Origin of the sequence: Pseudomonas sp., from assembly GCF_035554175.1 — a bacterium.
Taxonomy (GTDB): Bacteria; Pseudomonadota; Gammaproteobacteria; order Pseudomonadales; family Pseudomonadaceae; genus Aquipseudomonas.
In genome coordinates this window covers 23,429-47,879 of record NZ_DATMIV010000021.1, presented here as the reverse complement: position 1 = coordinate 47,879, position 24,451 = coordinate 23,429, and the positions used below count along the sequence as shown (strand labels likewise).

Annotated in this window: 25 protein-coding genes and 1 other RNA gene; 12 read left to right on the top strand and 14 right to left on the bottom strand. The window is 61.3% G+C overall.

The window, feature by feature from the left end; translation table 11 throughout:
* The first annotated feature begins 40 nt into the window (after nucleotides 1–40).
* Nucleotides 41–1,030, top strand: coding sequence for a taurine ABC transporter substrate-binding protein (gene tauA, locus VNV36_RS10965; RefSeq protein WP_325717842.1), 990 nt, complete (start codon nucleotides 41–43; stop codon nucleotides 1,028–1,030).
* Nucleotides 1,031–1,129: 99 nt separating this feature from the next.
* Here tauA and argA read toward each other — a convergent pair whose 3' ends face one another.
* Together argA and argE are read right to left on the bottom strand one after the other, a co-directional pair.
* Complete coding sequence (gene argA / locus VNV36_RS10960; RefSeq protein WP_016772647.1) at nucleotides 1,130–2,431, bottom strand: amino-acid N-acetyltransferase; 1,302 nt, start codon at nucleotides 2,429–2,431, stop codon at nucleotides 1,130–1,132.
* 255 nt (nucleotides 2,432–2,686) lie between these two features.
* The gene (argE, locus tag VNV36_RS10955; protein ID WP_325717772.1) at nucleotides 2,687–3,832 is read right to left on the bottom strand and encodes an acetylornithine deacetylase; all 1,146 of its coding nucleotides are present in this window, start codon (nucleotides 3,830–3,832) and stop codon (nucleotides 2,687–2,689) included.
* A gap of 156 nt (nucleotides 3,833–3,988) precedes the next feature.
* Here argE and VNV36_RS10950 point away from each other — a divergent pair, with 156 nt between their 5' ends.
* On the top strand, nucleotides 3,989–5,359 hold the full coding sequence (locus VNV36_RS10950; RefSeq protein ID WP_325717771.1) for a CYTH domain-containing protein: 1,371 nt from the start codon (nucleotides 3,989–3,991) through the stop codon (nucleotides 5,357–5,359).
* A gap of 93 nt (nucleotides 5,360–5,452) precedes the next feature.
* Here VNV36_RS10950 and VNV36_RS10945 read toward each other — a convergent pair whose 3' ends face one another.
* The gene (locus tag VNV36_RS10945) at nucleotides 5,453–5,917 is read right to left on the bottom strand and encodes an Lrp/AsnC family transcriptional regulator (RefSeq protein ID WP_325717770.1); all 465 of its coding nucleotides are present in this window, start codon (nucleotides 5,915–5,917) and stop codon (nucleotides 5,453–5,455) included.
* A 126-nt stretch (nucleotides 5,918–6,043) separates the two neighbouring features.
* Between VNV36_RS10945 and VNV36_RS10940 the strand changes: the two genes are divergently transcribed.
* The 3 genes from VNV36_RS10940 to VNV36_RS10930 all read left to right on the top strand — a co-directional run bounded on the left by VNV36_RS10940 (nucleotide 6,044) and on the right by VNV36_RS10930 (nucleotide 8,647).
* Nucleotides 6,044–6,382 (top strand): ACT-like domain-containing protein, encoded by a 339-nt coding sequence (locus tag VNV36_RS10940; RefSeq protein ID WP_325717769.1) that lies wholly within the window; start codon nucleotides 6,044–6,046, stop codon nucleotides 6,380–6,382.
* Nucleotides 6,383–6,474: 92 nt separating this feature from the next.
* Entirely contained in the window at nucleotides 6,475–8,259 is a 1,785-nt protein-coding gene (gene tfpB, locus VNV36_RS10935) for a type IV pilus assembly ATPase TfpB (RefSeq protein WP_325717768.1), read from the top strand.
* A 67-nt stretch (nucleotides 8,260–8,326) separates the two neighbouring features.
* Nucleotides 8,327–8,647 (top strand): DUF2388 domain-containing protein, encoded by a 321-nt coding sequence (locus tag VNV36_RS10930; protein ID WP_172667868.1) that lies wholly within the window; start codon nucleotides 8,327–8,329, stop codon nucleotides 8,645–8,647.
* Nucleotides 8,648–8,713: 66 nt separating this feature from the next.
* Here the strand turns inward: VNV36_RS10930 and gcvH are convergent, their stop codons facing one another.
* From gcvH to VNV36_RS10890, 8 genes are all read right to left on the bottom strand, one after another.
* On the bottom strand, nucleotides 8,714–9,097 hold the full coding sequence (gcvH, locus tag VNV36_RS10925; RefSeq protein ID WP_085689882.1) for a glycine cleavage system protein GcvH: 384 nt from the start codon (nucleotides 9,095–9,097) through the stop codon (nucleotides 8,714–8,716).
* Between the two features lie 49 nt (nucleotides 9,098–9,146).
* Complete coding sequence (gene gcvT, locus VNV36_RS10920) at nucleotides 9,147–10,229, bottom strand: glycine cleavage system aminomethyltransferase GcvT (RefSeq protein ID WP_325717767.1); 1,083 nt, start codon at nucleotides 10,227–10,229, stop codon at nucleotides 9,147–9,149.
* Between the two features lie 423 nt (nucleotides 10,230–10,652).
* Complete coding sequence (locus VNV36_RS10915; RefSeq protein ID WP_325717766.1) at nucleotides 10,653–12,266, bottom strand: ABC transporter permease; 1,614 nt, start codon at nucleotides 12,264–12,266, stop codon at nucleotides 10,653–10,655.
* 141 nt (nucleotides 12,267–12,407) lie between these two features.
* Nucleotides 12,408–13,412: an extracellular solute-binding protein gene (locus VNV36_RS10910; RefSeq protein WP_325717765.1), complete on the bottom strand. Its 1,005-nt coding sequence runs from the start codon at nucleotides 13,410–13,412 to the stop codon at nucleotides 12,408–12,410.
* A gap of 239 nt (nucleotides 13,413–13,651) precedes the next feature.
* A complete protein-coding gene (locus VNV36_RS10905) occupies nucleotides 13,652–14,869 on the bottom strand; it encodes a 2-octaprenyl-3-methyl-6-methoxy-1,4-benzoquinol hydroxylase (protein WP_325717841.1) in 1,218 nt (405 codons plus the stop codon).
* 108 nt (nucleotides 14,870–14,977) lie between these two features.
* Complete coding sequence (gene ubiH / locus VNV36_RS10900) at nucleotides 14,978–16,165, bottom strand: 2-octaprenyl-6-methoxyphenyl hydroxylase (protein WP_325717764.1); 1,188 nt, start codon at nucleotides 16,163–16,165, stop codon at nucleotides 14,978–14,980.
* Entirely contained in the window at nucleotides 16,162–17,496 is a 1,335-nt protein-coding gene (pepP, locus tag VNV36_RS10895; RefSeq protein WP_325717763.1) for a Xaa-Pro aminopeptidase, read from the bottom strand. Before pepP ends, ubiH begins: the two co-directional genes overlap by 4 nt.
* A gap of 27 nt (nucleotides 17,497–17,523) precedes the next feature.
* A complete protein-coding gene (locus tag VNV36_RS10890) occupies nucleotides 17,524–18,084 on the bottom strand; it encodes a YecA/YgfB family protein (protein WP_325717762.1) in 561 nt (186 codons plus the stop codon).
* 125 nt (nucleotides 18,085–18,209) lie between these two features.
* On the opposite strand from VNV36_RS10890, the gene VNV36_RS10885 reads away from it, so the two are divergent.
* The 4 genes from VNV36_RS10885 to VNV36_RS10870 all read left to right on the top strand — a co-directional run bounded on the left by VNV36_RS10885 (nucleotide 18,210) and on the right by VNV36_RS10870 (nucleotide 19,628).
* Nucleotides 18,210–18,419 carry a TIGR02449 family protein gene (locus VNV36_RS10885; RefSeq protein WP_007911197.1) on the top strand — a complete coding sequence of 70 codons (210 nt, stop codon included), beginning with the start codon at nucleotides 18,210–18,212 and terminating at the stop codon, nucleotides 18,417–18,419.
* A complete protein-coding gene (locus VNV36_RS10880; RefSeq protein WP_325717761.1) occupies nucleotides 18,416–18,733 on the top strand; it encodes a cell division protein ZapA in 318 nt (105 codons plus the stop codon). Before VNV36_RS10885 ends, VNV36_RS10880 begins: the two co-directional genes overlap by 4 nt.
* Nucleotides 18,734–18,763: 30 nt before the next feature.
* Nucleotides 18,764–18,942: non-coding RNA, 6S RNA (gene ssrS, locus VNV36_RS10875), on the top strand.
* 80 nt (nucleotides 18,943–19,022) lie between these two features.
* A complete protein-coding gene (locus tag VNV36_RS10870; RefSeq protein ID WP_325717760.1) occupies nucleotides 19,023–19,628 on the top strand; it encodes a 5-formyltetrahydrofolate cyclo-ligase in 606 nt (201 codons plus the stop codon).
* Between the two features lie 35 nt (nucleotides 19,629–19,663).
* Here VNV36_RS10870 and VNV36_RS10865 read toward each other — a convergent pair whose 3' ends face one another.
* Nucleotides 19,664–19,819, bottom strand: a complete 156-nt coding sequence (locus VNV36_RS10865) for a hypothetical protein (RefSeq protein WP_007911192.1) — start codon at nucleotides 19,817–19,819, stop codon at nucleotides 19,664–19,666.
* A 197-nt stretch (nucleotides 19,820–20,016) separates the two neighbouring features.
* Here VNV36_RS10865 and VNV36_RS10860 point away from each other — a divergent pair, with 197 nt between their 5' ends.
* Nucleotides 20,017–20,466, top strand: a complete 450-nt coding sequence (locus VNV36_RS10860; protein WP_325717759.1) for an EVE domain-containing protein — start codon at nucleotides 20,017–20,019, stop codon at nucleotides 20,464–20,466.
* A gap of 85 nt (nucleotides 20,467–20,551) precedes the next feature.
* Here VNV36_RS10860 and VNV36_RS10855 read toward each other — a convergent pair whose 3' ends face one another.
* Entirely contained in the window at nucleotides 20,552–20,959 is a 408-nt protein-coding gene (locus VNV36_RS10855; protein ID WP_325717758.1) for a flagellar basal body-associated protein FliL, read from the bottom strand.
* Nucleotides 20,960–21,109: 150 nt separating this feature from the next.
* Between VNV36_RS10855 and VNV36_RS10850 the strand changes: the two genes are divergently transcribed.
* Entirely contained in the window at nucleotides 21,110–22,087 is a 978-nt protein-coding gene (locus VNV36_RS10850) for an NADPH:quinone oxidoreductase family protein (protein ID WP_325717757.1), read from the top strand.
* 309 nt (nucleotides 22,088–22,396) lie between these two features.
* On the top strand, nucleotides 22,397–23,746 hold the full coding sequence (gene glpT / locus VNV36_RS10845; RefSeq protein ID WP_039757430.1) for a glycerol-3-phosphate transporter: 1,350 nt from the start codon (nucleotides 22,397–22,399) through the stop codon (nucleotides 23,744–23,746).
* Here the strand turns inward: glpT and VNV36_RS10840 are convergent.
* Nucleotides 23,722–24,390 (bottom strand): gamma-glutamylcyclotransferase, encoded by a 669-nt coding sequence (locus VNV36_RS10840; protein ID WP_325717756.1) that lies wholly within the window; start codon nucleotides 24,388–24,390, stop codon nucleotides 23,722–23,724. The genes glpT and VNV36_RS10840 overlap by 25 nt on opposite strands.
* Nucleotides 24,391–24,451 lie beyond the last annotated feature (61 nt).

The following is a 24,451-nucleotide window of genomic DNA, read 5'->3' as shown; positions in this document are numbered from 1 at the left end:
CGTACTCCCAACACGTCAAATCCCATCGAAAAGGCGACGCATCATGGCGAAACGCGCACTATCTAGTCAATTTGTTACAGTTTGTGTGTCGGCATTATTTTCTTTTTCCGCACACGCCGCCGGTCTGACCGTCGGCTATCAGACCGGCATTGATCCGAGCAAAGTACCGCAGGCCGACGGCGTCTACGAGAAAACCATCGGCGAGAAAATCGACTGGCGCCGCTTCAACAGCGGCCCGGAAGTAGTGACAGCCATTGCTTCGGGCGATGTGCAGATCGGCAACCTTGGTTCGAGCCCGCTGGCTGCGGCGGCCTCGCGCAATCTGCCGATCGTGGCGTTCATTGTTTCGGCGCAGATCAATGCCGCCGAAGCCTTGGTGGTGCGCAACGGCAGCGGCATCGACAAACCGCAGGATCTGGTCGGCAAGACCATCGCCACGCCGTTCGTATCGACCTCCCATTACAGTCTGCTTGGGGCGCTGAAGCACTGGGGCCTGAGTACTTCGCAGGTCAAAGTGGTCAATCTGCAACCGGCGGAAATCGCCGCCGCGTGGAAGCGTGGCGACATTGATGGCGCGTTCGTCTGGTCGCCGGCACTGGGCGAGATCCGCAAGACCGGCAAGACCCTGACCGACGCCGCACAAGTCGGCCAGTGGGGTGCGCCGACCTTCGAGGTGTGGGTAGCGCGCAAGGATTTTGCCGAGAAGCATCCCGACGTCGTGGCGAAATTTGCCAAGGTCACCCTGGACTCGTTCGCCGATTATGCGGCGCACAAAGACAGCTGGACGGCCGATTCGGTGCCCGTACAGAAAATCGCCAAATTGACCGGCGCCAATGCCGCCGATGTGCCGGAACTGCTCGCCGGCTCGGCTTTCCCGGATGCCAAGGCGCAACAAACCACAGCGTTGCTGGACGGCGGCACCGCGAAAGCAATTGCTGAAACGGCGAAGTTCCTGAAGGAACAGGGCAAGGTCGAGACGGTGCTGCCGGATTACTCGCCGTACGTCAGCGCCAAATTTGTAGCTCAATAAAAAGCTTCGCGAGCAGGCTCGCTCCCACATTGGAATGCATTCCCCTGTGGGAGCGACGGTGCGACGATTCGACCTGCTCGCGAATGGTGCGACACGGTTTCACAAAGTCTTTTCGAAGATCTTCGAGTTGCGCTGGTAGTTGTACAGCGAAGCCCGCGCCGCTGGCAGGCGTTCGACGCTGCTCGGTTCGAACCCGCGCTCGCGGAACCAGTGCGCAGTGCGAGTGGTAAGCACGAACAGGGTTTTCAAACCCTGCGCCCGCGCACGGGTTTCGATGCGCTCGAGCAACTCATCCCCGCGACCGCCATGGCGGTACTCCGGATTCACCGCCAGACACGCCAGTTCACCGGCATCGGAATCGGCAATCTGATACAGCGCCGCACAGGCGATGATCATGCCTTCACGCTCGACCACGCTGAATTGCTCGATCTCGCGCTCCAGCACTTCGCGCGAGCGACGCACCAGAATCCCCTGCTCTTCCAGCGGACTGATCAAGTCGAGCAGGCCGCCGACATCTTCAATCGCCGCCTCGCGCACCAGTTCGAATTGCTCTTGCGCCACCAGCGTACCGCCACCGTCACGGGTGAACAGTTCGGTCAGCAGCGCGCCATCTTCGGCATAACTGACGATATGACTGCGCGCTACGCCGCCACGGCAGGCTTCGGCGGCAGCATCGAGCAACTCCGCTTGATAGTTGCTCATGCCCAGACGCTGCAAATGTGCCGGCACTTGTTGCGGGCGCAATTCGCGCACCAGTTTGCCGTTCTCGTCGATCAGGCCGAGCTCGGCACCGAACAACAGCAGCTTGTCCGCACCCAGATCTATAGCGGCGCGGGTGGCAACGTCTTCGCAGGCGAGGTTGAAGATCTCACCGGTCGGCGAATAACCCAGCGGCGACAGCAGCACGATCGAACGTTCGTCGAGCAGACGGTTGATACCCTTGCGATCGACCCGACGCACTTCGCCGGTGTGGTGATAGTCGACGCCTTCGAGTACGCCGATCGGCCGCGCCGTGACGAGGTTGCCACTGGCCACGCGCAGGCGTGAGCCCTGCATCGGCGACGAAGCCATGTCCATCGACAGCCGTGCTTCGATGGCGATGCGCAATTGGCCGACAGCGTCGATCACACATTCCAGGGTCGCAGCATCGGTGATGCGCATGCCGTGATGGTAATGCGGAGTCAGGCCACGGGCGGCGAGGCGGGTTTCGATCTGCGGGCGCGAACCGTGCACCAGCACCAGACGCACGCCCAGACTGTGCAGCAAAACCAGGTCATGAACGATGTTGCCGAAATTCGGGTGCTCGACGCCGTCGCCGGGGAGCATGACGACGAAGGTGCAATCGCGGTGGGCATTGATGTAAGGAGACGCGTGGCGAAGCCAATTGACGTATTCGGGCATGAACCTGGGCCTGTAATAAAGAGCAGCCGAAAAAAGGGGCGAAACGAAAACGCACAGCGGGCTGATGGTTATCGTCGGAACAGGCTTGGTGACACGCGCGCTCTCCTTATGAATACGGGTTGGGTTCCCGCTAATTTAACTGTGCCCTGTAGGAGCTGCCGAAGGCTCGGGCCGCGTTCGGACGATCTTTTGATCTTGATGTCCAAAGCAACATCAAAAGATCGCAGCCTTCGGCAGCTCCTACACGGAATGCGTTCAATCCTTCAGGCAGTAATGTTCAATCAACTGCCGAATCAGATGCACGGTAGGCTGCAAACGTGACATTTCAAGGTACTCGCCGGGTTGATGCGCGCAGGCGATGTCGCCGGGGCCAAGCACAATGGTTTCGCAGCCAAGGCGCTGAAGATAAGGCGCTTCGGTGCCGAACGCCACTGCTTCGGCGCGATGGCCGGTGAGCTGTTCGGCGATGCGCACCAATTCGGCGTCTGCGGCCTGCTCGAACGGCGGCACTTCCGGGAACAGCGGCCGGTAATCGATCCTGACCTTATGTCGCTCGGCTACCGGGTTGAGCTTGCGCAGGATTTCCGCGCGCAGCAGGCTCGGGTCCATGCTCGGCAACGGCCGCAGGTCGAACTCCAGCGAGCATTGACCACAGATGCGATTGGGATTGTCGCCGCCATGAATGCAGCCGAAATTCATCGTCGGCTGCGGCACGCTGAATTGCGGATTGTTGAACTCGCGTTGCCACAACAGGCGCAGGCCGCGCAGTTCGCCGATCGCATCGTGCATCGCTTCAAGGGCGCTGTGGCCCAGACGCGGGTCAGACGAGTGACCGCTCTGCCCGAGAATGTCGATGCGCTCCATCATGATGCCTTTGTGCATGCGGATCGGCTTAAGGCCGGTCGGCTCGCCGATCACTGCCGCACGGCCCAACGGTTGCCCGGCCTCAGCCAGCGCACGGGCGCCGGACATCGAGCTTTCTTCGTCGCAGGTGGCGAGAATCAGCAGCGGTTGCTTGAACGGATGCTCAAGCAGCGGCTGCACGGCTTCGATGATCAGCGCGAAGAAGCCTTTCATGTCGCAACTGCCCAAACCCACCCAGCGGCCATCGACTTCGGTGAGCTTCAGCGGGTCGGTCTGCCACAACGCGTCGTCGTAGGGCACTGTGTCGCTGTGCCCGGCCAGCACCAGGCCACCGGGGCCACTGCCGAAACTGGCGAGCAGATTGAATTTGCCGGGGCTGACCTGCTGGATATCGCAGCTGAAACCCAGGTCGCCCAGCCAACCGGCGAGCAGATCGATGACAGCGCGGTTGGATAGATCGAGGTTCGGTTGGGTACAGCTGACCGAAGGCGCGGCAATCAGCGCGGCGAACTGGTCTTGCATGGACGGCAATGGCATCACTGGCTCCAACTCCCGGATTGAGGCCCACTATAGAACCATCCGGCGCGCGGAATAAACCGCCGCAGGGCGTAGGAAGTTTGACTCCTGTACACTGCACGGCCTTGGCAGCCACACATTCCCCCGGCTGCGCTCCCGATTCTGGATGTTCCGGCCATGCAAAAAGAAACCGAAATCAAACTCCGCGTCAGCCGCGAAACCCTCGCCGCCCTGCGCGAGCACCCGCTGCTGAAAAAACGCAACAAAAGTGGCTGGGAACGCCGTGAGTTGATGAACCAGTACTTCGACACTCCTGAGCGCGACCTGGCCCAGGCGAAAGTCGCCCTGCGCCTGCGCAAGGACGGTGACGAAGTGATTCAGACCCTCAAGACCCGTGGCCACAGCGTCGCCGGTCTGTCCGAGCGTAACGAGTACGACTGGAAGTTGCCCAAAGCCAGACTCGACGTGAAAAAACTCGACGGCGAATGCTGGCCCGAGGCGCTCGCCGAGCTGGACAAGAAAACCCTCAAACCGATCTTCACTACCGATTTCGTCCGCGAGCGCGCGGAAATCGCCTGGGGCCGTGGCAAGAGCAAAGTGGTCATCGAAGCCGCGCTGGATCTCGGTCACGTGGTGGTTGGCAAGCAGAAAGAAGAAATCTGCGAGCTGGAACTGGAGCTGCGCGAAGGCGAGCCGACCGCACTGCTGGAGCTGGCTGCGGAACTGGCCGAAACCCTGGCGCTGATGCCGTGCGACATCAGCAAGGCTGAGCGCGGTTATCGTCTGCATGACGCCAACAGCTATTCGCTGAGCCTGCCGGCGCCGCAACTGACTGCAGAAACCCGCCTGGACGACGCCTTCGCCGCGCTGAGCTGGCACTTGCTTGGCAGCAGCCAGCGGTTGGCCGAACAGTACCGCTTCAACGGCCACTGGCGCCTGTTGCAGGACTGGGTCGAGAACCTTGCAGAAATGCGCGCCCTGCTCAGCAGCCTCGGCCAGGCCGCGCCGCGTCAGTCGACCCACGATTTGCGCGTCGCCCTCGATGCCTTGCTGGAAGATTGGCGCCCACTGGTGCAGGTCGGTATCGAAGACGAAGACGTGCGCAAAGCCGCGCCGGAGCAATTCCTCGAAGAGCTGGAAGATCCGCGCTGGGGCCAGTTCTCGTTGAACGCTTCGCGCTGGCTGCTGGCCCGCACCTGGACCGCCGACCGCAACACCCGCGGAAACCGTCAGGGGGACGCGCAATTGCACAGCTGGTTGCCGCGCCTGCTGGGCGAAGAAGCCACGGCCCTGCAATTGCAGCGCTATCAGCAGCAGCCAGAAGATCTGGCTGAGCAACTGCCGCGTATCGAGCGCATTCAGGTGTGGCTGCACCACGCGCGCAACGTGCTGGATATCCCGGAAATGGATCGCCTCTACGGTGAACTGAACAAACTCGCGCAACTGGCCAACGAGCCGACCATCACCGACGAACTGCTCGATGCGCGCAAACATCAGGCGATTGCGGTGTATCAGAATCGTGCCTGGAAAATGCTCCTGCGCATGTAATACCGCTAAAAGATCGCAGCCTTCGGCAGCTCCTACATTTGGAATTCATTCTCCTGTAGGAGCTGCCGAAGGCTGCGATCTTCTGCTTTTTTGTTAGACCGGCAGGCTCGTGGTGGACTTGATCTCCGACAGCGCCACAATCGAATTCACTTCCTGTATCCCCGGCACCAGCGACAGCTTCTCGAAGAAGAACCGCTCGTACGCCTCGATGTCCGCCGCGACAATGCGCAACAGAAAGTCCACCGCGCCCATCAGCACATAACACTCCAGCACTTGCGGAAAACCACGAATCGCCTCGGTGAACTCGGTGAAATTCGAACGCCCGTGGGCATTGAGTTTGATCTCGGCGAAGATCTGCGTGTTCAGGCCGATCTTCTTGCGATCAAGCAACGTCACCTGACCGCGAATGATGCCCTCCTCCTTCATCCGCTGAATCCGTCGCCAGCACGGCGATTGCGACAGGCCCACCCGCTCGGCAATCTGCGCGCTCGACAGCGAAGCGTCTTCCTGGAGCAAGGCAAGGATCCTGCGGTCATAGGCGTCCAGCTCGCTGTGCATAAAAAATCCTCAAAGATTGATTCTTGTGAATTAACGTGTTCGAAAAACCGCCAATACAGTCGATCATAGCCAAGAAATACCTCACTCCGGATGTAAAAATTTCTCCAGTAATTTTGGAGACCTACCATGCCGCACCTTGAAGCCGTAAACGCCACACCTGCTCGCGCCGATGTCTGGAACATCAATAACGCCCATTGCCTGGCGCAGTACCAAATCCTCGCCGAGGCCGAGCCGGACGTACTGGTGCGGGTGCTGAATCTGTTCGCACTGCAATTTCTTACCCCGGAGCAGGTGAGCGTGCAGCGGCGGGACGATCTGCTTGCCATCGATCTGGTCATGAGGGGCCTGAGCTGGCATCGCGCACAAGTCATCGCGGCAAAACTTCGTAACCTGATCAGTGTGTGCTCGGTAGATCTGCACAACGCCGACGCGGCGTGGAAGACGCCCGCGCAAGCCGCTGGCTGACAAACCCGGCAACGGCTTCGTCGGGTAGTGGCCCAACGGTCAGTGGGGCCACGACTATCCTTTTGTGCATGTCGCTCAAAAAGGAAAGCCGCATGTCCGTTCAATTTGTCACTCAGGACCGCTGGCTCGACCTCAATGATGTGCTGCGTGAGCTGGTTGCCCAAGGCTTCATAGACCAGGACGCGGCGGAACAGGCGCTCAATGCGCGCCGTCGCCATGCCGCCCACGGCCAGATGCATCCGCTGGAATTCATCGCCAGTCAGCAACTCGACGACCTCAGCCGTCCGGGCAAACATCTGGATCTGGAAAGCCTGACCCTGTGGCTGGCGCAGCAGGCAGGTCAGCCGTATTTGCGCATCGATCCGCTGAAGATCAACGTCGCGGCGATCACCCCGCTGATGTCGTATGCCTTCGCCCAGCGCCACAGGATTCTCGCCGTCGCTGTGGATCGCGACGCCGTCACGGTGGCCAGTGCCCAACCCTATGTCACCGGCTGGGAGGCCGACCTGACCCATGTACTGAAATTGCCGATCAAACGGGTCGTGGCCAACCCGGCGGATATCCAGCGTTTCAGCGTCGAGTTCTTTCGTCTGGCCAAATCGGTCAGCGGCGCCAGCAATGCCGACGCGCAGGGCGGCAACCTCGGCAACTTCGAACAACTGCTCAACCTCGGCGCCAGCGATCAGGAGCCGGACGCCAACGACGCGCACATCGTCAACATCGTCGACTGGCTGTTCCAGTATGCGTTTCAGCAGCGCGCCAGCGATATCCACATCGAACCGCGCCGCGAACACGGCACCGTGCGCTTTCGCATCGACGGCGTGCTGCACAACGTCTACCAATTCCCGCCGCAGGTGACCATGGCGATCGTCAGCCGCCTGAAAAGCCTGGGCCGCATGAATGTCGCAGAAAAACGCAAACCCCAGGATGGCCGGGTCAAGACCAAGACCCCCGATGGCGGCGAAGTGGAACTGCGCCTGTCGACCTTGCCAACGGCATTCGGCGAGAAAATGGTCATGCGGATTTTCGATCCGGAAGTGCTGCTGAAGAATTTCGACCAGCTCGGTTTCAGCGCTGACGACCTGCGCCGCTGGCAGGACATGACCCGCCAGCCCAACGGCATCATTCTGGTCACCGGGCCCACCGGTTCGGGCAAGACCACCACGCTCTACACCACGCTGAAAAAACTGGCGACGCCGGAGGTCAATCTCTGCACCATCGAAGACCCGATCGAAATGGTCGAGCCGGCGTTCAACCAGATGCAGGTGCAGCACAACATCGAACTGACCTTCGCCGCCGGGGTGCGCGCGCTGATGCGGCAGGACCCGGACATCATCATGATCGGCGAGATCCGCGACCTGGAAACCGCCGAAATGGCGATTCAGGCCGCGCTCACCGGGCATTTGGTGTTGTCGACGCTGCACACCAACGACGCGCCGAGCGCCATCAGCCGTTTGCTCGAACTCGGCGTGCCGCATTACCTGATCAAGGCCACGGTGCTGGGTGTCATGGCCCAACGTCTGGTGCGCACCTTGTGCCCGCACTGCAAGGCGCCGCTGACGCTGGAGGATGCCGACTGGCAAACCCTGACCCGACCCTGGCAGGCGCCGCTGCCAGGCAATGCGCAGCGGGCGATCGGTTGCCTGGAATGCCGCGACACCGGCTATCGCGGCCGCGCCGGGGTCTACGAAATCATGCAACTGAGCGACAGCCTGAAGGCGCTGATCACCCCGGACACCGACCTCACGGCTATCCGCCGCCAGGCGTTCAAGGAAGGCATGCGCAGCCTGCGCCTGTCTGGCGCGCAAAAAGTCGCGGCAGGGTTGACCACCGTGGAGGAAGTGCTGCGGGTGACACCACAAAGTGAGTTGAAATAATTCGGCACGGAACCGGATTGGGGGATTGGCAATCCAACGCCCTAGTCAATCCCCCAGGAGTCACCTCATCATGCGTCTCAAACTTGCTGTCGCCACCTTGGCCCTGCTGTCGCTTCCCGTTGGTTCGGCCATGGCGGACAGCTTTTGGCGTAACGTCATTTCTTCCGGCGCCACCACCGGTTCGACTTACCTGACCTTCAAGGATCACAAGCTGATCGTCGCTGCTCAGGACGACGCCGGCAGCTTCGTTGCCAGTGACGGCGGCATCCGCGGCCCGTATCTGGAAGCGGCTATGCAGAAAGTCCGCGCCGACAACCCGGGCCTGCAGGCCTCGGACATGGAACTGGCGAACGCGATTCTGGCGAAGAATGCCGTGGCTTCCGAGTAAGCCTTGCCCCATGAAAAATGCCGCTCGATTGAGCGGCATTTTTTTGCCCGGATTTCAGCCAGCGAACTACTCGCCGATGGCAGCCTTGTACGCCGCCGCATCCAGCAGCTTGTCCAGCTCGGCCTTGTCGCTTGGCTTGAGCTTGAAGATCCACGCAGCGTACGGATCGTTGTTCAGCTCTTCCGGCGAACCGGCCAGGTCTTCGTTGACGGCAATCACTTCGCCACCGACCGGGGAATAGATGTCGGAAGCAGCCTTGACCGACTCGACGACACCGGCAGCATCACCGGCAGCGAACACCTTGCCCACTTCTGCCAGCTCGACAAACACCACGTCGCCCAGCGCTTCCTGCGCGTGATCGCTGATGCCCACGGTGACGGTACCGTCGGCTTCCAGACGCGCCCATTCATGACTTTCGGCAAAACGCAGTTCGGCAGGGATATTGCTCATCTTCGGTGTCCTCAGAATTAGGTCAGCGGTCATGCCCGCCGGAAACAGGTTAGATCAAGGTTTTGCCATGGCGCACGAAGGTCGGCTTGACCACTCGCACCGGGTACCACTTGCCACGGATTTCCACTTCGGCGCGGTCGGCAGTCGCCATCGGCACACGCGCCAGGGCAATCGACTTGCTCAGCGTAGGAGAGAAACTACCACTGGTGATCTCCCCTTCGCCAACATCAGCGATGCGAACCACTTGATGAGCGCGCAAAACCCCGCGCTCCTCCAGCACCAGACCGACCAGTTTGTGCGTCACGCCGGCGGCTTTTTCCGCCTCCAGCGCAGAGCGACCAATGAACTGCCGCGAGGCCGGCTCCCAGGCGATGCTCCAGGCCATGTTCGAGGCCAACGGCGAAACGTCCTGGTGGATGTCCTGACCGTAGAGATTCATCCCGGCCTCGACCCGCAAGGTGTCGCGGGCGCCGAGGCCGATCGGGGTAATGCCGGCGCCGACCAGGTCGTTGAAGAAACCCGGCGCCTGATTCGCCGGCAGGCAGATTTCCAGACCGTCCTCACCGGTGTATCCGGTACGCGCGATGAACCAGTCGCCGTCGATGGCGCCTTCGAAAGGTTTGAGTTGCTGGATGAGCGTGGCACGCGACTGGGTCACCAGCTCGGCAATCTTGTGCCGGGCCTGCGGGCCTTGGATGGCGAGCATCGCCAGCTCGGAGCGCTCGTGCAGTTGCACGTCGTATTCGCCGAGCTGGGCGTTCATCCAGGCCAGATCCTGATCGCGGGTGGAGGCGTTGAACACCAGTCGGTACGCGTCATCGAGGCGGTAGACGATCATGTCGTCGACGATGCCGCCGCGCTCATTGAGCATGGTGCTGTACAACGCCCGGCCGGGGCTGTGCAGGCGTTCGACGTCGTTGGCCAGCAAATGCTGAAGCCAGGCCTTGGCCTGGGCGCCGGTAACGTCGATCACGGTCATGTGGGAAACATCGAACACCCCGCAATCGCGGCGCACTTCGTGGTGCTCCTCGACCTGCGAGCCGTAATGCAGTGGCATGTCCCAACCGCCAAAATCGACCATCTTCGCGCCGAGCGCGAGGTGCAGGTCATACAGAGGCGTACGCTGTCCCATGGGTTTCTCCTTCCGGGCGTGGCGAAGGTGCGGACCGCCGCTATACGGCTGAAAGCCTTGCTGGATAAGGCTTTCAGCCGATCCCAGCGCACGGATCTGTCAGACGAACCGCACCGAATGCCGCGCATTGTAGCCGCATGATGTAGGACTCACTACTACGGGGGCGTTCTCAATTGGTTTCCCCACCGCGTTGTCGCCTAAAAGCGAGCCAGGCAAGGCGCAGGCCGCTGGGAATGGTATTCCCTTTTCAAGGCCTGCAACGCAGGCTGGCTCGCTTTTAGGCACAACCCGGAGGGCCGGGCCTGCTGTTGTGCAGGGCTGCGTTGCTCGAAGCTTATTTGGAACAACCAAACCACGCTTCTCGCGTCTTGCCCTGCACAACAGCAGACCCGGCGCGGTGGGGAAACCAATCGAGAACGCCCCCTAGTTTCTGTGCGCTGAACGTCGGATCAGCCCGATGACCGGCAACAGCCCGACCAGCACCAGGGTCAGCGCAGGCAAAGACGCCCTCGCCCATTCACCTTCACTGGTCATTTCAAAGATGCGCACCGCCAGCGTGTCCCAGCCAAACGGACGCATCAGCAGGGTCGCGGGCATTTCCTTGAGCACATCGACGAACACCAGCAACGCGGCGCTCAACGTGCCGGGCAGCAACAGCGGCAGATACACTTTGAAAAACAGTCGCGGCCCACTGACACCCAGGCTACGCGCCGCTTCGGGCAGAGATGGCCGTATACGCGCCAGACTGCTTTCCAGCGGCCCGTAAGCGACAGCGATAAAGCGCACCAGATAAGCCATCAGCAAGGCCGCCAGACTGCCGAGCAGCAAGGGTTTACCGGCGCCGCCGAGCCAGGCGGAAAGTGGAATCACCAGCTCACGATCCAGATAACTGAAAGCGAGCATGATCGACACCGCCAGCACCGAACCGGGCAAGGCGTAGCCGAGATTGGCCAGGCCGACGCCAGAGTTGATGGTTGGGGTCGGCGCCAGGCGCCGGGCGAATGCCAGCAGCAGCGCAACGCTGACGGTGATCAGCGCTGCCATCGCGCCGAGGTACAGCGTGTGCAGGATCAGGCCGGCATAGCGCTCGTCCAGGTCGAAGCGCCCGCGCTGCCAGAACCAGACGAGCAGCTGCAGCACCGGAATGACGAAGGCGCAGGCGAACACCAGTCCACACCAGCTCGTCGCCGCGAACGCCTTGATTCCCCGCAGGTGATACAGCGCTTTCACCCGTGGGCGCTCATTGCTGGCCCGATTCGCCCCGCGCGCGCGGCGTTCGCCGTACAGCACCAGCATCACCACCAGCAGCAACAGACTGGCCAGTTGCGCGGCGCTGGGCAGGCTGAAGAAGCCGTACCAGGTTTTGTAGATTGCCGTGGTGAAAGTGTCGAAATTGAACACCGAGACCGCGCCGAAATCCGCGAGGGTTTCCATCAGGGCCAGCGCCACTCCGGCGCCGATCGCCGGACGCGCCATTGGCAGCGCAACCCGCCAGAACGCCTGCCACGGCGATTGCCCGAGCACCCGCGCCGCTTCCATCAGGCCTTTGCCCTGAACCAGGAACGCGGTACGCGCCAGCAGGTAAACATAGGGATAGAAGACCAGCACCAGCACAATAATCACTCCGCCGGTGGAACGCACCCTTGGCAGGCGCAGGCCCGTGCCGAACCAGTCGCGCAACAGGGTTTGCACGGGACCGGCGAAATCGAGCAGGCCGACGAAGACGAACGCCAGCACATAAGCCGGGATGGCGAACGGCAACATCAGTGCCCAGTCGAGCCAGCGCCGGCCAGGGAATTCGCACAGGCTGGTGAGCCAGGCCAGACTGACGCCCAGCAAGGTCACGCCGACACCGACGCCGAGGATCAGCGTCAGGGTATTGCCGAGCAGACGCGGCATCTGGGTTTCCCACAGGTGCGACCAGATCTGCTGATCGATGGTCTGCCAGGACAGCAGCAGAACGCTCAGCGGCAACAGCACCAGCGCAGCGATGGCGAAGACGATGGGGTACCAGCGGCGTTGGGCGGGGTGGGCCACTTTTGAGTCTCGCGGATAGGTCGTGGAGTGTAGAGACAAAAGCAAAAAGATCGCAGCCTTCGGCAGCTCCTACATTTGAAACGCGTTCCCCCTGTAGGAGCTGCCGAAGGCTGCGATCTTTTGCGCTTTAAGACAGCAGAATCAGTTCCACCCCGCCCGATCCATCATCCGGATCGCCTCGGCCTGGCGCTTGCCCGCTACCTCAACCGGCAAGGTATCGGCAACGAACTTGCCCCACGCCGCCACTTCTTCCGATGGCGCCACCGCCGGATTCGCCGGGAACTCCTGGTTCACGTCGGCAAAAATCTTCTGCGCCTCAGGCGTGGTCATCCATTCAACCAGAGCCTTGGCCGCTTCCGGGTGCGGTGCGTGTTTGGTCAGGCCGATCCCCGACAGGTTGACGTGCACGCCGCGATCGGCCTGGTTAGGCCAGAACAGTTTCACCGGCAGCTGCGGTTTCTGCTTGTGCAGGCGCCCGTAGTAGTAAGTGTTGACAATGCCGACGTCGCACTGCCCGGCGTCGATCGCTTCGAGCACCGCAACGTCATCGGAGAATACGTCGGTGGACAGGTTGTTCACCCAACCCTTGAGGATCTGCTCGGTCTTCTCGGCGCCGTGCACTTCGATCATGGTCGCGGTCAGTGACTGGTTGTAGACCTTCTTCGCCGTACGAAGGCACAGGCGCCCTTCCCAGTTCTTGTCGGCCAGTGCCTCGTAGGTGGTCAGCTCGCCCGGTTTCACCCGCTCGGTGGAATAGGCGATGGTCCGCGCGCGCAGGCTCAGGCCGGTCCAGGCGTGAGTGGACGAGCGATACTGCTGCGGGATGTTGGCGTCGATGACTTTCGAGGTGAACGGCTGGAGAATGCCCATCTGCTCGGCCTGCCAGAGGTTGCCGGCATCGACCGTGAGCAGCAGGTCGGCGGTGGCGTTCTCGCCTTCGGCCTTGATGCGCTGCATCAGCGGCGCTTCCTTGTCGGTGATGAACTTGATCTTCACCCCGGTCTTGGCGGTGTAGGCATCGAACACCGGCGTGATCAATTCATCGATACGCGACGAGTACACCACTACTTCATCGGCGGCCTGGGCAGTGGTGCTGCCTATCAGGGTCAAGGCCAGTGCGGTCAGAAGACGCTTGGGTGCCAACATGGGAGTGGTCTCTCGGTCGGGAAATGTGCGCCAAATGATAAGGACTCACATTTACCACCACAATCGAACACTGGGGGAAGGCGTTACCAGATGTTGCACAGGCTGAATTCACCACACCTTGTGGCGAGGGAGCTTGCTCCCGCTGGAGGCCGAAGGACTCCCGTTTCAGTCATTACCAAATTTGGGGCCGCTACGCAGCCCAGCGGGAGCAAGCTCCCTCGCCAGAGGGTCGTGTAAATTCAGGGCTTTGCCAGGGTCGGGAGATCCCCGGTCAACCCCAGCGCCTCGCGCACAAACAACGCCTTGGCCTCGGGCATCTGCTCCACCAGCTTCAACCCGGTATTGCGCAACCAGCGCAGCGGCAGCGGATCGGCCTGGAACAACCGTTCAAAGCCCTCCATCGCCGCCATCAGCGCCAGGTTATGCGGCATGCGCCTGCGTTCGTAGCGGCTCAGCACTTTCACGTCCGCCAGCCGCTCGCCACGCTCATGCGCCTGCAGCAGCACTTGCGCCAGCACGGCGGCATCGAGGAAACCGAGGTTCACCCCCTGCCCCGCCAACGGGTGAATGGTGTGCGCTGCGTCGCCGATCAAGGCCAGACCTTCAGCGACATAGCGTTTGGCGTGACGCTGACGCAGCGGCACGCACAAACGTGGATCGGCACTGATGACCTCACCGAGCCGTCCTTCGAAGGCCCGCTCCAATTCGGAGCAAAACCCAGCGTCGTCCAGTGCCAACAAGCGCTCGGCTTCACTCGGCGTGGTCGACCAGACGATCGAACACCAGTCCTGCTGACCGTCGCGCTCCAGCGGCAAAAACGCCAGCGGCCCGTGGTCGGTAAAGCGCTGCCATGCCGTTTTGCGGTGCGCCTGGCTGCAGCGCACGCTGGTGACGATGGCGTGATGCAGGTAATCCCATTCCCGGGTCGCCACGCCGGTGAGTCGGCGCACAGCAGAATTGGCACCGTCCGCTGCGATCACCAGCGGCGCGCGCAACGTGCGGCCGTCGGCGAGCGTCAGCAGCCAGTCGTCACCGGAGCGACGCATCTGCTCGAGCCGCGCGTTGGCGAGCATGCCCAGATCACAGTCGTGCAAGCGCTCGAGCAAAGCGTCCTGCACCACGCGGTTTTCAACGATGTGGCCGAGCACCTCGGCATGCACGCTGCTCGCCGAGAAATGGATCTGCCCGGTACCGCTGCCGTCCCAGACGTGCATATCGGTGTACGGGCTGCTGCGCCGCTGGGCGATGCCGTCCCAGACGCCGAGGCGTTCGAGAATGCGCTGGCTCGCCGCCGACAACGCGCTGACTCGCGGTTCAAAAGGCGCATCGACATCGAACGGTTTCACGCTCAACGGGCTACCGTCGAGCAGCAGCACTTCCAGCCCGCTGTCCTGTAGCGCCAGCGCCAGGGCGCTGCCGACCATTCCGGCTCCGACAATCAGCAGATCTGCGCGCATTTCCATGCTTAGGCCTGTCTCGCTTGCGGGTTGCGCCGCACATAAAGGGTTTTACCAAGCGCGTCAGATGACGGCGCGCGCCTGAAAGTGAAAGTGCCGGCCCGCCACTCAAGCATTCGGCCGCGTCCCCAGCCCCATGGCCTGGCGGGCGAACCAGCGTTTGGCCGGCGGCAGCAGGTCGAGGCCGAGCAGGCCGATGTTGCGCCCCAACGACACCAGCGGCTGCGTACTGCCGAACAGGCGCGTGACCTGATCGGAGAAGCCGACGGTAAGATCCTGATCCAGACGCTGGCGTTCACGATAGGCCTGCAACGTAGCGAAATCTCCCGGCGCCTTGTCGCTCGCCAGCAGCGCGACAGCCAAGGCATCGGCATCACGCAGCGACAGATTGAAACCCTGCCCGGCGATCGGGTGCAGGCTGTGCGCCGCGTTGCCGAGCACGGCCAGATGCGAACGCACCTGCTCCTCGGCCTCAACCAGTGACAGCGGATACAGATGCCGCGCGCCGACCTGTTTCAAGGTGCCGAGGCGGTAGCCGAACACGCCTTGCAATTCGCTGAGAAACTCGCGCTCGCTCAACTCGGTCAGGCGCTGGGCGTCCATCCCCAGCCGCGTCCATACCAGCGCACAACGGTTGTCCGGCAGCGGCAGCAGAGCCATCGGCCCTTCGTCGGTGAAGCGCTCGAAAGCCATGCCGTTGTGCGCTTCGCTCGGGGTGATGTTGGCGATCAGGGCGCTCTGGTTATACGGACGCTTGCGCACGTTGATGCCCAGCTGTTCGCGCAACCCGGAACGGCCACCGTCGGCGAGCACCGCGAGATCGCATTCGAGCGTGGTTTCATCGTTGAGGGTCAGGCGATAGCCATCGGCCAACGGCTCCATGCGCGTGACTTCCGCCGGGCAGCGCCAGCTGATCACTTGTTTGTCGAGGTGTTGCCACAGGCACTGGCCGAGCCAGGCGTTTTCCACCACGTAACCGAGCGCCGGCACGCCCTCTTCCATTGCCGACAAGCGTGCAGTGGAAAAGCGGCCACGGTCGGAGACGTGAATCTGTTTGATCGGCTCGGCGCGGCGAGAGATTTCCTGCCACACGCCCAGGCGCTGATAAATCTGTCGCGAGCCGAATGACAGCGCCGAAGAACGTGCATCGTAGCTCGGCTGCCAGCTGTCGCCGGGGGCGAACGGTTCGATCAGGACGATGTTCCAGCCACGGGCCTTGGCCCCGGCCTGCAGCGCCAACGCCAGACTGGCGCCGACCAGACCGCCACCGATGATTGCCAGATTGACTCGACTCATGCCGCGTGTGTCCGTGCCTGCGCCATCAGCGCTTCGATTTCAGCGACGCTTTTCGGTACGCCGCCGGTAAGAATTTCACAGCCCGTTCTGGTCACTACCACGTCATCCTCGATGCGCACGCCAATGCCGCGCCATTTCTTCGCCACGTTCTGATTGTCCGGGGCGATGTAGATGCCCGGCTCCACGGTCAGCGCCATGCCGACCTCCAGCACGCGCCATTCACCGCCGACCTTGTACTCGCCGACGTCATGCACATCCATACCCAGCCAGTGACCGGCGCGGTGCATATAAAACGCTTTATAGGCTTCGCTGGCGATCAGTTCGTCGACGTCGCCCTGCAACAAGCCGAGCTTGACCAGACCCGAGGTGATCACTCGCACCGTGGCTTCGTGCGCCTGGTTCCAGTGCTTGTTCGGTGCAATCTCGGCAAACGCCGCTTCTTGCGAAGCCAGCACCAACTCGTAAATCGCCTTCTGCTCCGGCGAAAACTTGCCGTTGACCGGCCAGGTACGGGTGATGTCACTGGCATAGCAGTCGATCTCGCAACCGGCGTCGATCAAGACCAGATCGCCATCCTTGAGCAGCGCGTCATTCTGCTGGTAATGCAGGATGCAGCTGTTGCGTCCGGCGGCGACGATCGAACCGTAGGCCGGCATCTTCGCCCCGCCCTTGCGGAATTCGTAATCGAGTTCGGCTTCGAGGCTGTACTCATAAAGCCCCGGACGACTGGCCTGCATTGCGCGGATATGCGCCTGCGCCGAGATCCGCGCGGCCTCGCGCATCACTTTCACTTCTGCCGCCGATTTATACAGGCGCATGTCGTGCAGCAGATGATCCAGGGCAACGAACTCATTCGGCGGCTGCGCACCGAGGTGGGCCTTGGAGCGGATGACGTTGATCCACTCCATCAGGTGCCGATCGAACTCCGGGTTGCTGCCCATCGCCGAATACACCCGGTCGCGGCCTTCGATCAGACCGGGGAGGATGTCGTCGATGTCGGTAATCGGGAAGGCATCGTCGGCGCCATAATCGCGAATCGCGCCTTCTTGCCCTGCGCGCAGGCCATCCCATAACTCACGCTCGGCGTTGCGTTCACGGCAGAACAGCACGTATTCGCCGTGCTCGCGCCCGGGCATCAAAACGATGACGGCTTGTGGTTCGGGGAAACCGCTGAGGTACTGGAAGTCGCTGTCCTGACGGTAGACGTGCTCGACGTCGCGGTTGCGGATGGCGACCGCGGCGGCGGGCAGGATTGCGATGCTGTTGGGTTCCATCTGCGCCATCAGGGCCTTGCGGCGACGGCTGTATTCCGCTTTCGGGATATGGGTCATGGGCAGATGGCTTTCCCTGGCACGCGATTAATGCAGCGACGGCCTGGCGGCGGGCGGCACGTCGGCTTTCTTGGTTTCCGAGAACAGCAGCAACGGCGCGACGCGCAGATACTCCATGACTTCCATGTAATCGGATTCGCCGTCCTCGGACTCTTCCAGCGCATCCTGCACCTGGGATATCGCCGTCAGATCCTGCAGCACTTCGGTGGCTTCGGTGCTGAGCATGCTGCTGTCGCGGCAGTTAAGGCCGAAACCGCTGAGGAAGCCCTGACACCACTGGCCCAAGGCAGCGGCGCGGTCGGCCAGCGGCGCATCGTCAGTTGGCAGCAGCAGGACGACGGTGACGTCGTCACCGGTCAGCTCGCCTTTGACCATCTCCTGCAGGCCGATCAAGGCGTTGCGGACATTGTCCTGGATATCGCCTTCGAGCAGTTCGGCGGCATCGATCAGCCACTCTTCGGCATTGAAGCCGGCACCGGCGCAACTGCGTCCGAGCAGCAGGCCGTGCAGTTCGGCAGGCGAGACGTTGTGGCCGCTGGCAGTCAGCAGGGTGGCAAAGGCTTGATACGGGGAATTGGCAATGGTCATGGGCAGCTAGGCGCCAGACGGCGCTATGTCTAGAATGAAGGCCTTGTATCCTACATCGACAGACCCGCCAAGACCATTAAAGGCTGTCCGCCAGCTATCACCCATCAGACGAACACGTGAACCCAATGGAAGACACCGACCTGCAAGCGCTGATGGCCAGACTCGAACTGCTGATTGGCCGAGTCGAGCAACTAAAGAGTCAAAATGCACTCTTACTAGCTCAGGAAAAGACCTGGCGCGAGGAACGCGCTCACCTCATTGAAAAAAACGAAATCGCCCGGCGTAAGGTCGAATCGATGATTTCGCGCCTCAAGGCCCTGGAGCAAGACTCATGAGTTCAAGCAATAGCGTTACCGTGCAGATCCTCGACAAAGAGTATTCGATCATCTGCCCGCCGGAAGAACGCAGCAATCTGGTCAGCGCCGCCCGCTACCTGGACGGCAAGATGCGCGAGATCCGCAGCAGCGGCAAAGTCATCGGTGCCGACCGCATTGCCGTGATGGCCGCTCTGAACATCACCCACGACCTGTTGCACAAAGAAGAGCGCCCGGACGTACAGGCCAGCGGTTCGACCCGCGAACAGGTGCGCGACTTGCTCGATCGTGTCGATCTGGTCCTGGCCGACGACCAGAACACCGTCAAGGGCTGATTCGACTGGCAGCTTGAGGTATACTCGCGGCACTCCCTGGGGTGCTTGCCAGTTGACGATGTCCCGGAGCCGATTCGCACTACCCTGGAAGTTGCACGTTGGGCTGGTGTGCATGTCCGCTAGACGGAAAGCCTTAAAGTCTACTGCTTCTTCCACCTTGAACTTTCGGGTTCAAGGGCTGAGTTGACAGCGGTTCATCCGGGGAGCCTGATTCGAATCCGATGTCGGTTTATGCCGACATCGGATTTTTTATGCGTACGTTTTTGCATCCACCTGCCGAAGCCGAACCATGACTGAACCCGCCCTGCTGCCCCGCCCGCAACTCCGCCGCCTGCTGCGCAAGGCGCGCCGCGCGCTGACGCCGGGCGAACAACGTCAGGCTGCCAAAGGCCTGTTCCGGCAATTGGCCCAAGACCCGCATTTTCGCCGGGCGAAACATATCTCTCTGTATTTGCCCACCGACGGTGAAATCGATCCGCGCCTGCTGCTTCGCGAAGCCCAGCGGCGCGGCAAGGCGACGTATCTGCCGGTGCTCAGCGCCTGGCCGCGAACCAAAATGGTCTTCCAGCGGATTCGTCCCGGCGAAAAGCTCAGTCCCAATCGTTTCCGCATCCTCGAGCCATGTGCCAATCTGGCTCGGCAACGCAAGGTCTGGGCGCTGGATCTGGTGCTGTTGCCGCTGGTGGGGTTTGACGATGTCGGCGGGCGCTTGGGGATGGGCGGTGGTTTCTATGATCGCAGCCTCGCCTATCTGGCGCGCCGCAAAACCTGGCGCAAGCCGACGCTGCTGGGTCTGGCTCATGAATGTCAGAAGGTCGAGCGTCTGGCCCAGGCGAGCTGGGATGTACCGTTACAAGGCACGGTCACCGACAAGGCGTGGTATTTCGCAGAGTAGACGCCGCACAGTACAGCGGCGTCGCAGAGACAGGTTCAGCGTTTGAAAGCAGTCGACTGTTGCACCTGTTGCGCCACTTCAATCGGCGCGTCGGCCTTGTTGGCCCACAGGCTTTGCGCGTAACCGGTGGTCACCACGCCCAGGCCAAACAAAATTACCAAAGTCCATAGCAAATCCGGTTTGCGTTTCATCGATTGCCCCCCTCAAGGCATATCATCACGATGACAGCAGCGGTTTCCGTTCGTAGGCCGTGCAGCAGCGTCAAGCTTTAAAGGCCGGCATTTTGCGGCAACGTGAACCCGTGCGCAAATGCTGACGTCAACCGACTGTCGGTTTGTCATAAAATTGCCCGACAACCTGCCCAATGACCGTTTCAGGAGCATACGACATGGCCTATTGGCTGATGAAATCAGAGCCCGACGAACTTTCGATCAAGGGTCTGGAAAAGCTCGGCAAGGCGCGCTGGGATGGGGTTCGCAACTATCAGGCGCGCAACTTCCTGCGGGCGATGGCGGTGGGTGACGAGTTCTTTTTCTACCATTCCAGCTGCCCCGAGCCGGGCATCGCCGGAATCGGCAAAATAATTGCAGCGGCGTATCCGGATCCGACGGCGCTGGAGGCGGACAGTCATTACTTCGATCCAAAGGCCACGGCGCAGAAAAATGCCTGGAGCGCGATTGATGTCGAACATGTCGAGACGTTCGCTCAGGTGTTGAGGCTTGATTATCTGAAGCAGCAGACCGCGTTGGCCGAAATGCCATTGGTGCAGAAAGGGTCGCGGTTGTCGGTGATGCCGGTGACGGCTGAGCAGTGGGCGGCGGTGCTTGCCCTGCGCTGACGCGCAGAAAGATCGCAGCCTTCGGCAGCTCCTACATTGGAATGCGGTTCGCTGTAGGAGCTGCCGAAGGCTGCGATCTTTTGACTTACTGAATGATCAGGTTGTTGAACAACAGATCCTCGACCACCGGCTTGCCGGTCTCGTCATTCATCACTTGCTGGGTCTGCTTCAAGGCTTCCTGACGCAGTTTTTCCTTGCCTTCGATGCTGCCCATCGCCTCGGTGCTCTGCTGGGTAAACAGCGCCACCAGTTGATTGCGGATCAGCGGCTCGTTGGCCTTGACCAGTTTGGTCGCTTCTTCGCCGGTCACGCGCAGGGCCACGTCGGCCTTGTAGACCTTCAGCTTCGGCGTGCCGTCGAGACCGTAATTGCCGACAAACGGTGGGCTCAGGGTGATGTAATTGACCTTCGGCGCCTCGCCTTCTTTGGCTTCTTCGGCCGAGGCTGCCACAGGCAGAGACAGGGCCAGCAACAACATGATCCACGCTTTCACAATTCGCTCCTTATCCGGTTTGCGGCCTAGCATAACGACCCGCCGCGCAAGCACAAGCTTATGGCTGGCTATCAGGGTCGGGCATGCTCGTTGACCCGTTGATTCTCACACCTACACTTATCGGCCATCACTCCCAAAGGAATAGCCCTGATGAAAGCCGTGCTGTGCAAAGCCTTCGGCCCTGCCGAATCGCTGGTGCTGGAAGACGTCGCCAGTCCTGTCGCCAAGAAGAACGAAATCCTGCTGGACGTGCACGCCGCCGGGGTCAACTTTCCGGACACGCTGATCATCGAGGGCAAGTATCAGTTCAAGCCGCCCTTCCCGTTCTCCCCGGGCGGTGAAGCGGCCGGCGTGGTCTGCGCGGTCGGGGAAAAGGTCAGCCATCTCAAGGTCGGCGACCGGGTCATGGCCTTGACCGGCTGGGGCAGTTTTGCCGAGCAGGTCGCGGTGCCGGGCTATAACGTGCTGCCGATTCCGCCGTCGATGGACTTCAACATCGCCGCCGCTTTCAGCATGACTTACGGCACTTCGATGCACGCGCTCAAGCAGCGCGCCAACCTGCAACCGGGCGAAACCCTGCTGGTTCTTGGCGCCTCAGGGGGCGTGGGCCTCGCTGCCGTGGAGATCGGCAAAGCCATGGGCGCTCGTGTGATTGCCGCCGCCAGCAGCGCTGAAAAACTCGCAGTGGCCAAGACTGCCGGCGCCGATGAGTTGATCAACTACAGCGAGACCAGTCTCAAGGACGAAATCAAGCGCCTGACCGATGGTCAGGGCGCCGACGTGATTTACGACCCGGTTGGCGGCGACCTGTTCGACCAGGCCATCCGCGCCATCGCCTGGAACGGCCGCCTGCTCGTGGTCGGCTTCGCCAGCGGACGCATTCCGGAGTTGCCGGTCAACCTCGCCCTGCTCAAAGGCGCAGCGGTGCTTGGGGTGTTCTGGGGCTCCTTCGCCCAGCGTCAGCCACAGGACAACGCGGCGAACTTTGCGCAACTGTTCGGCTGGTTTGCCGAAGGCAAGCTCAAGCCACTGGTGTCGCAGGTGTATCCGCTGAGCAACGCCGCGCAGGCGATCGATGATCTTGGCCAGCGCAAGGCTGTGGGCAAGGTAGTCGTTCAGGTGCGTTGAAAACCACACAGCGATCCGGGTCGATGACCCGAATCGCTTTAATCCTCAGATCCATCAGCTGTAGGGCGTCCTGTTTCAGCGCAGGACGTTTCCCGACGCCCGTCCCGCATTCAATCCGAAAAACCGCAGAAACCCGCCTGGGTAACTATTCCCACAACGCCCTCTTCTTATGTCTGAGCGACATGTTCATAAAGGAACGCCCGACTGCCCAAATTTCCGCTGTTTAGCCGACGTGAACCGGTGCTATTTTCGGTAACGAAACTGTAACATTCGCATCCGCAGTCAAAACAAGAAAACTGGAGCTCTTGAATGTTTGCTTTCTTTCGTCCTGCCGCACATCAGGCTCCATTGCCTGAAGAAAAAATAGACAGCACCTACCGACGCCTGCGCTGGCAGATCTTCGCCGGTATCTTTATCGGCTACGCGGGTTATTACCTGCTGCGCAAAAACTTTTCCCTGGCCATGCCGTACCTGATCGATGAAGGCTACAGCCGTGGCGACCTCGGCCTGGCCATGTCGGCGATTGCCATCGCTTACGGTTTGTCGAAATTCCTCATGGGCCTGGTGTCCGACCGTTCCAACCCGCGCTTTTTCCTGCCGTTCGGCCTGCTGGTCTCGGCGGGAGTGATGTTCATTTTCGGTTTCGCGCCGTGGGCGACGTCCAGCGTGACGATGATGTTCATCCTGCTGTTCATCAACGGCTGGGCCCAGGGCATGGGCTGGCCGCCAAGCGGGCGGACGATGGTGCACTGGTGGTCGCAGAAGGAACGCGGCGGCGTGGTTTCAGTGTGGAACGTAGCGCACAACGTCGGTGGCGGTCTGATCGGGCCGCTGTTCCTGATCGGCATGGGCCTGTTCAACGACTGGCACGCAGCATTTTATGTTCCGGCCGCGGTAGCCTTGGGCGTGGCGGTGTTCGCGTTCATCACCATGCGTGACACCCCGCAATCGGTCGGCCTGCCGCCGATCGAGCAGTACAAGAACGATTACCCGGAAGGCTACGATGCCAGCCATGAAGACGAATTCAGCGCCAAGGAAATCTTCGTTAAATATGTGCTGCGCAACAAAATGCTCTGGTACATCGCCATGGCCAACGTCTTCGTCTACCTGCTGCGCTACGGCGTGCTGGACTGGGCGCCGACCTACCTGAAGGAAGCCAAGGGTTTCACCGTGGACAAAACCTCGTGGGCCTATTTCTTCTACGAGTGGGCGGGTATCCCCGGCACGCTGCTGTGCGGCTGGATGTCGGACAAGATCTTCCGTGGCAACCGTGGCCTGACCGGCATGGTGTTCATGGCTCTGGTGACGGTCGCGACTCTGGTTTACTGGCTGAATCCGGCCGGCAATCCAATGGTCGACATGATCGCCCTGCTGTCGATCGGCTTCCTGATCTACGGTCCGGTCATGCTGATCGGCTTACAGGCACTGGAACTGGCGCCGAAGAAAGCCGCCGGCACCGCAGCGGGCTTCACCGGTCTGTTTGGTTATCTGGGTGGTTCGGTCGCGGCCAGTGCGGCGATGGGCTACACCGTTGACCATTTCGGTTGGGATGGCGGCTTCGTCCTGCTGGTGGGCGCTTGCCTGCTGGCGATGGCCTTCCTGGCGCCGACGCTATGGCACAAGCAGGTGGCCAGTCAGAGCCGTGAAGCGGTCGCCTGATCGCTGTGTGATTTACAGCGCTTGAGCCGCGCCTCCAGATTCCGGTCTGGCATGGCGTGGCTGCGCAGGGCGTGCGCGGTCTGCTCGACATAATCGCGAGTGGTGCCATAACGCCCGCTGGCGCTGGCGAACACCTGGCTGAGCACATGATCCGGCAGATTGCCGGCATAGCTCGGCAGGTGCCGCTCCAGAACAAATCCCAAGGCCTGTACCTGGGTGCCATCTTCGAGCCGGCAGTTGAGCCAGTGCGGGCGATAGGAGGGGAAAGGCATCTCGCGTTTCCAGAGCGCATACAGTGCGGTATCGAGATTGTCTTCCGGCAAGCGGTAGGCAAAGCCACTGCATGAACCGCCACGATCCAGACCGAAGACCAGACCGGGCATTTCCGGCGTACCCCGGTGTTCGTGGGACCACAGGTACAAGCCGCGATGGTAGCCATGCACGCGACCGCGCTTGCGCTCCACCGCCGTGCATTCCGGGCGCCAGATCAGCGAACCATACGCGAACAGCCATACCGGCCCGCCCTTGTGGCGCGCCATGGTTGATTGCATGGAAGCGAGAAGTTGTTCGTGCGTCAGCTGCGGCCCAAGATCGAGCCGCGGAGGGTAAGCCAGATTCAGAATTGCGTTTTCAATGGCGCTCATGGCGAATAGCGTTCAGCTCCCCGCGGGTGAAGAATTACTTAATAGAACGCACCGCTGTAAC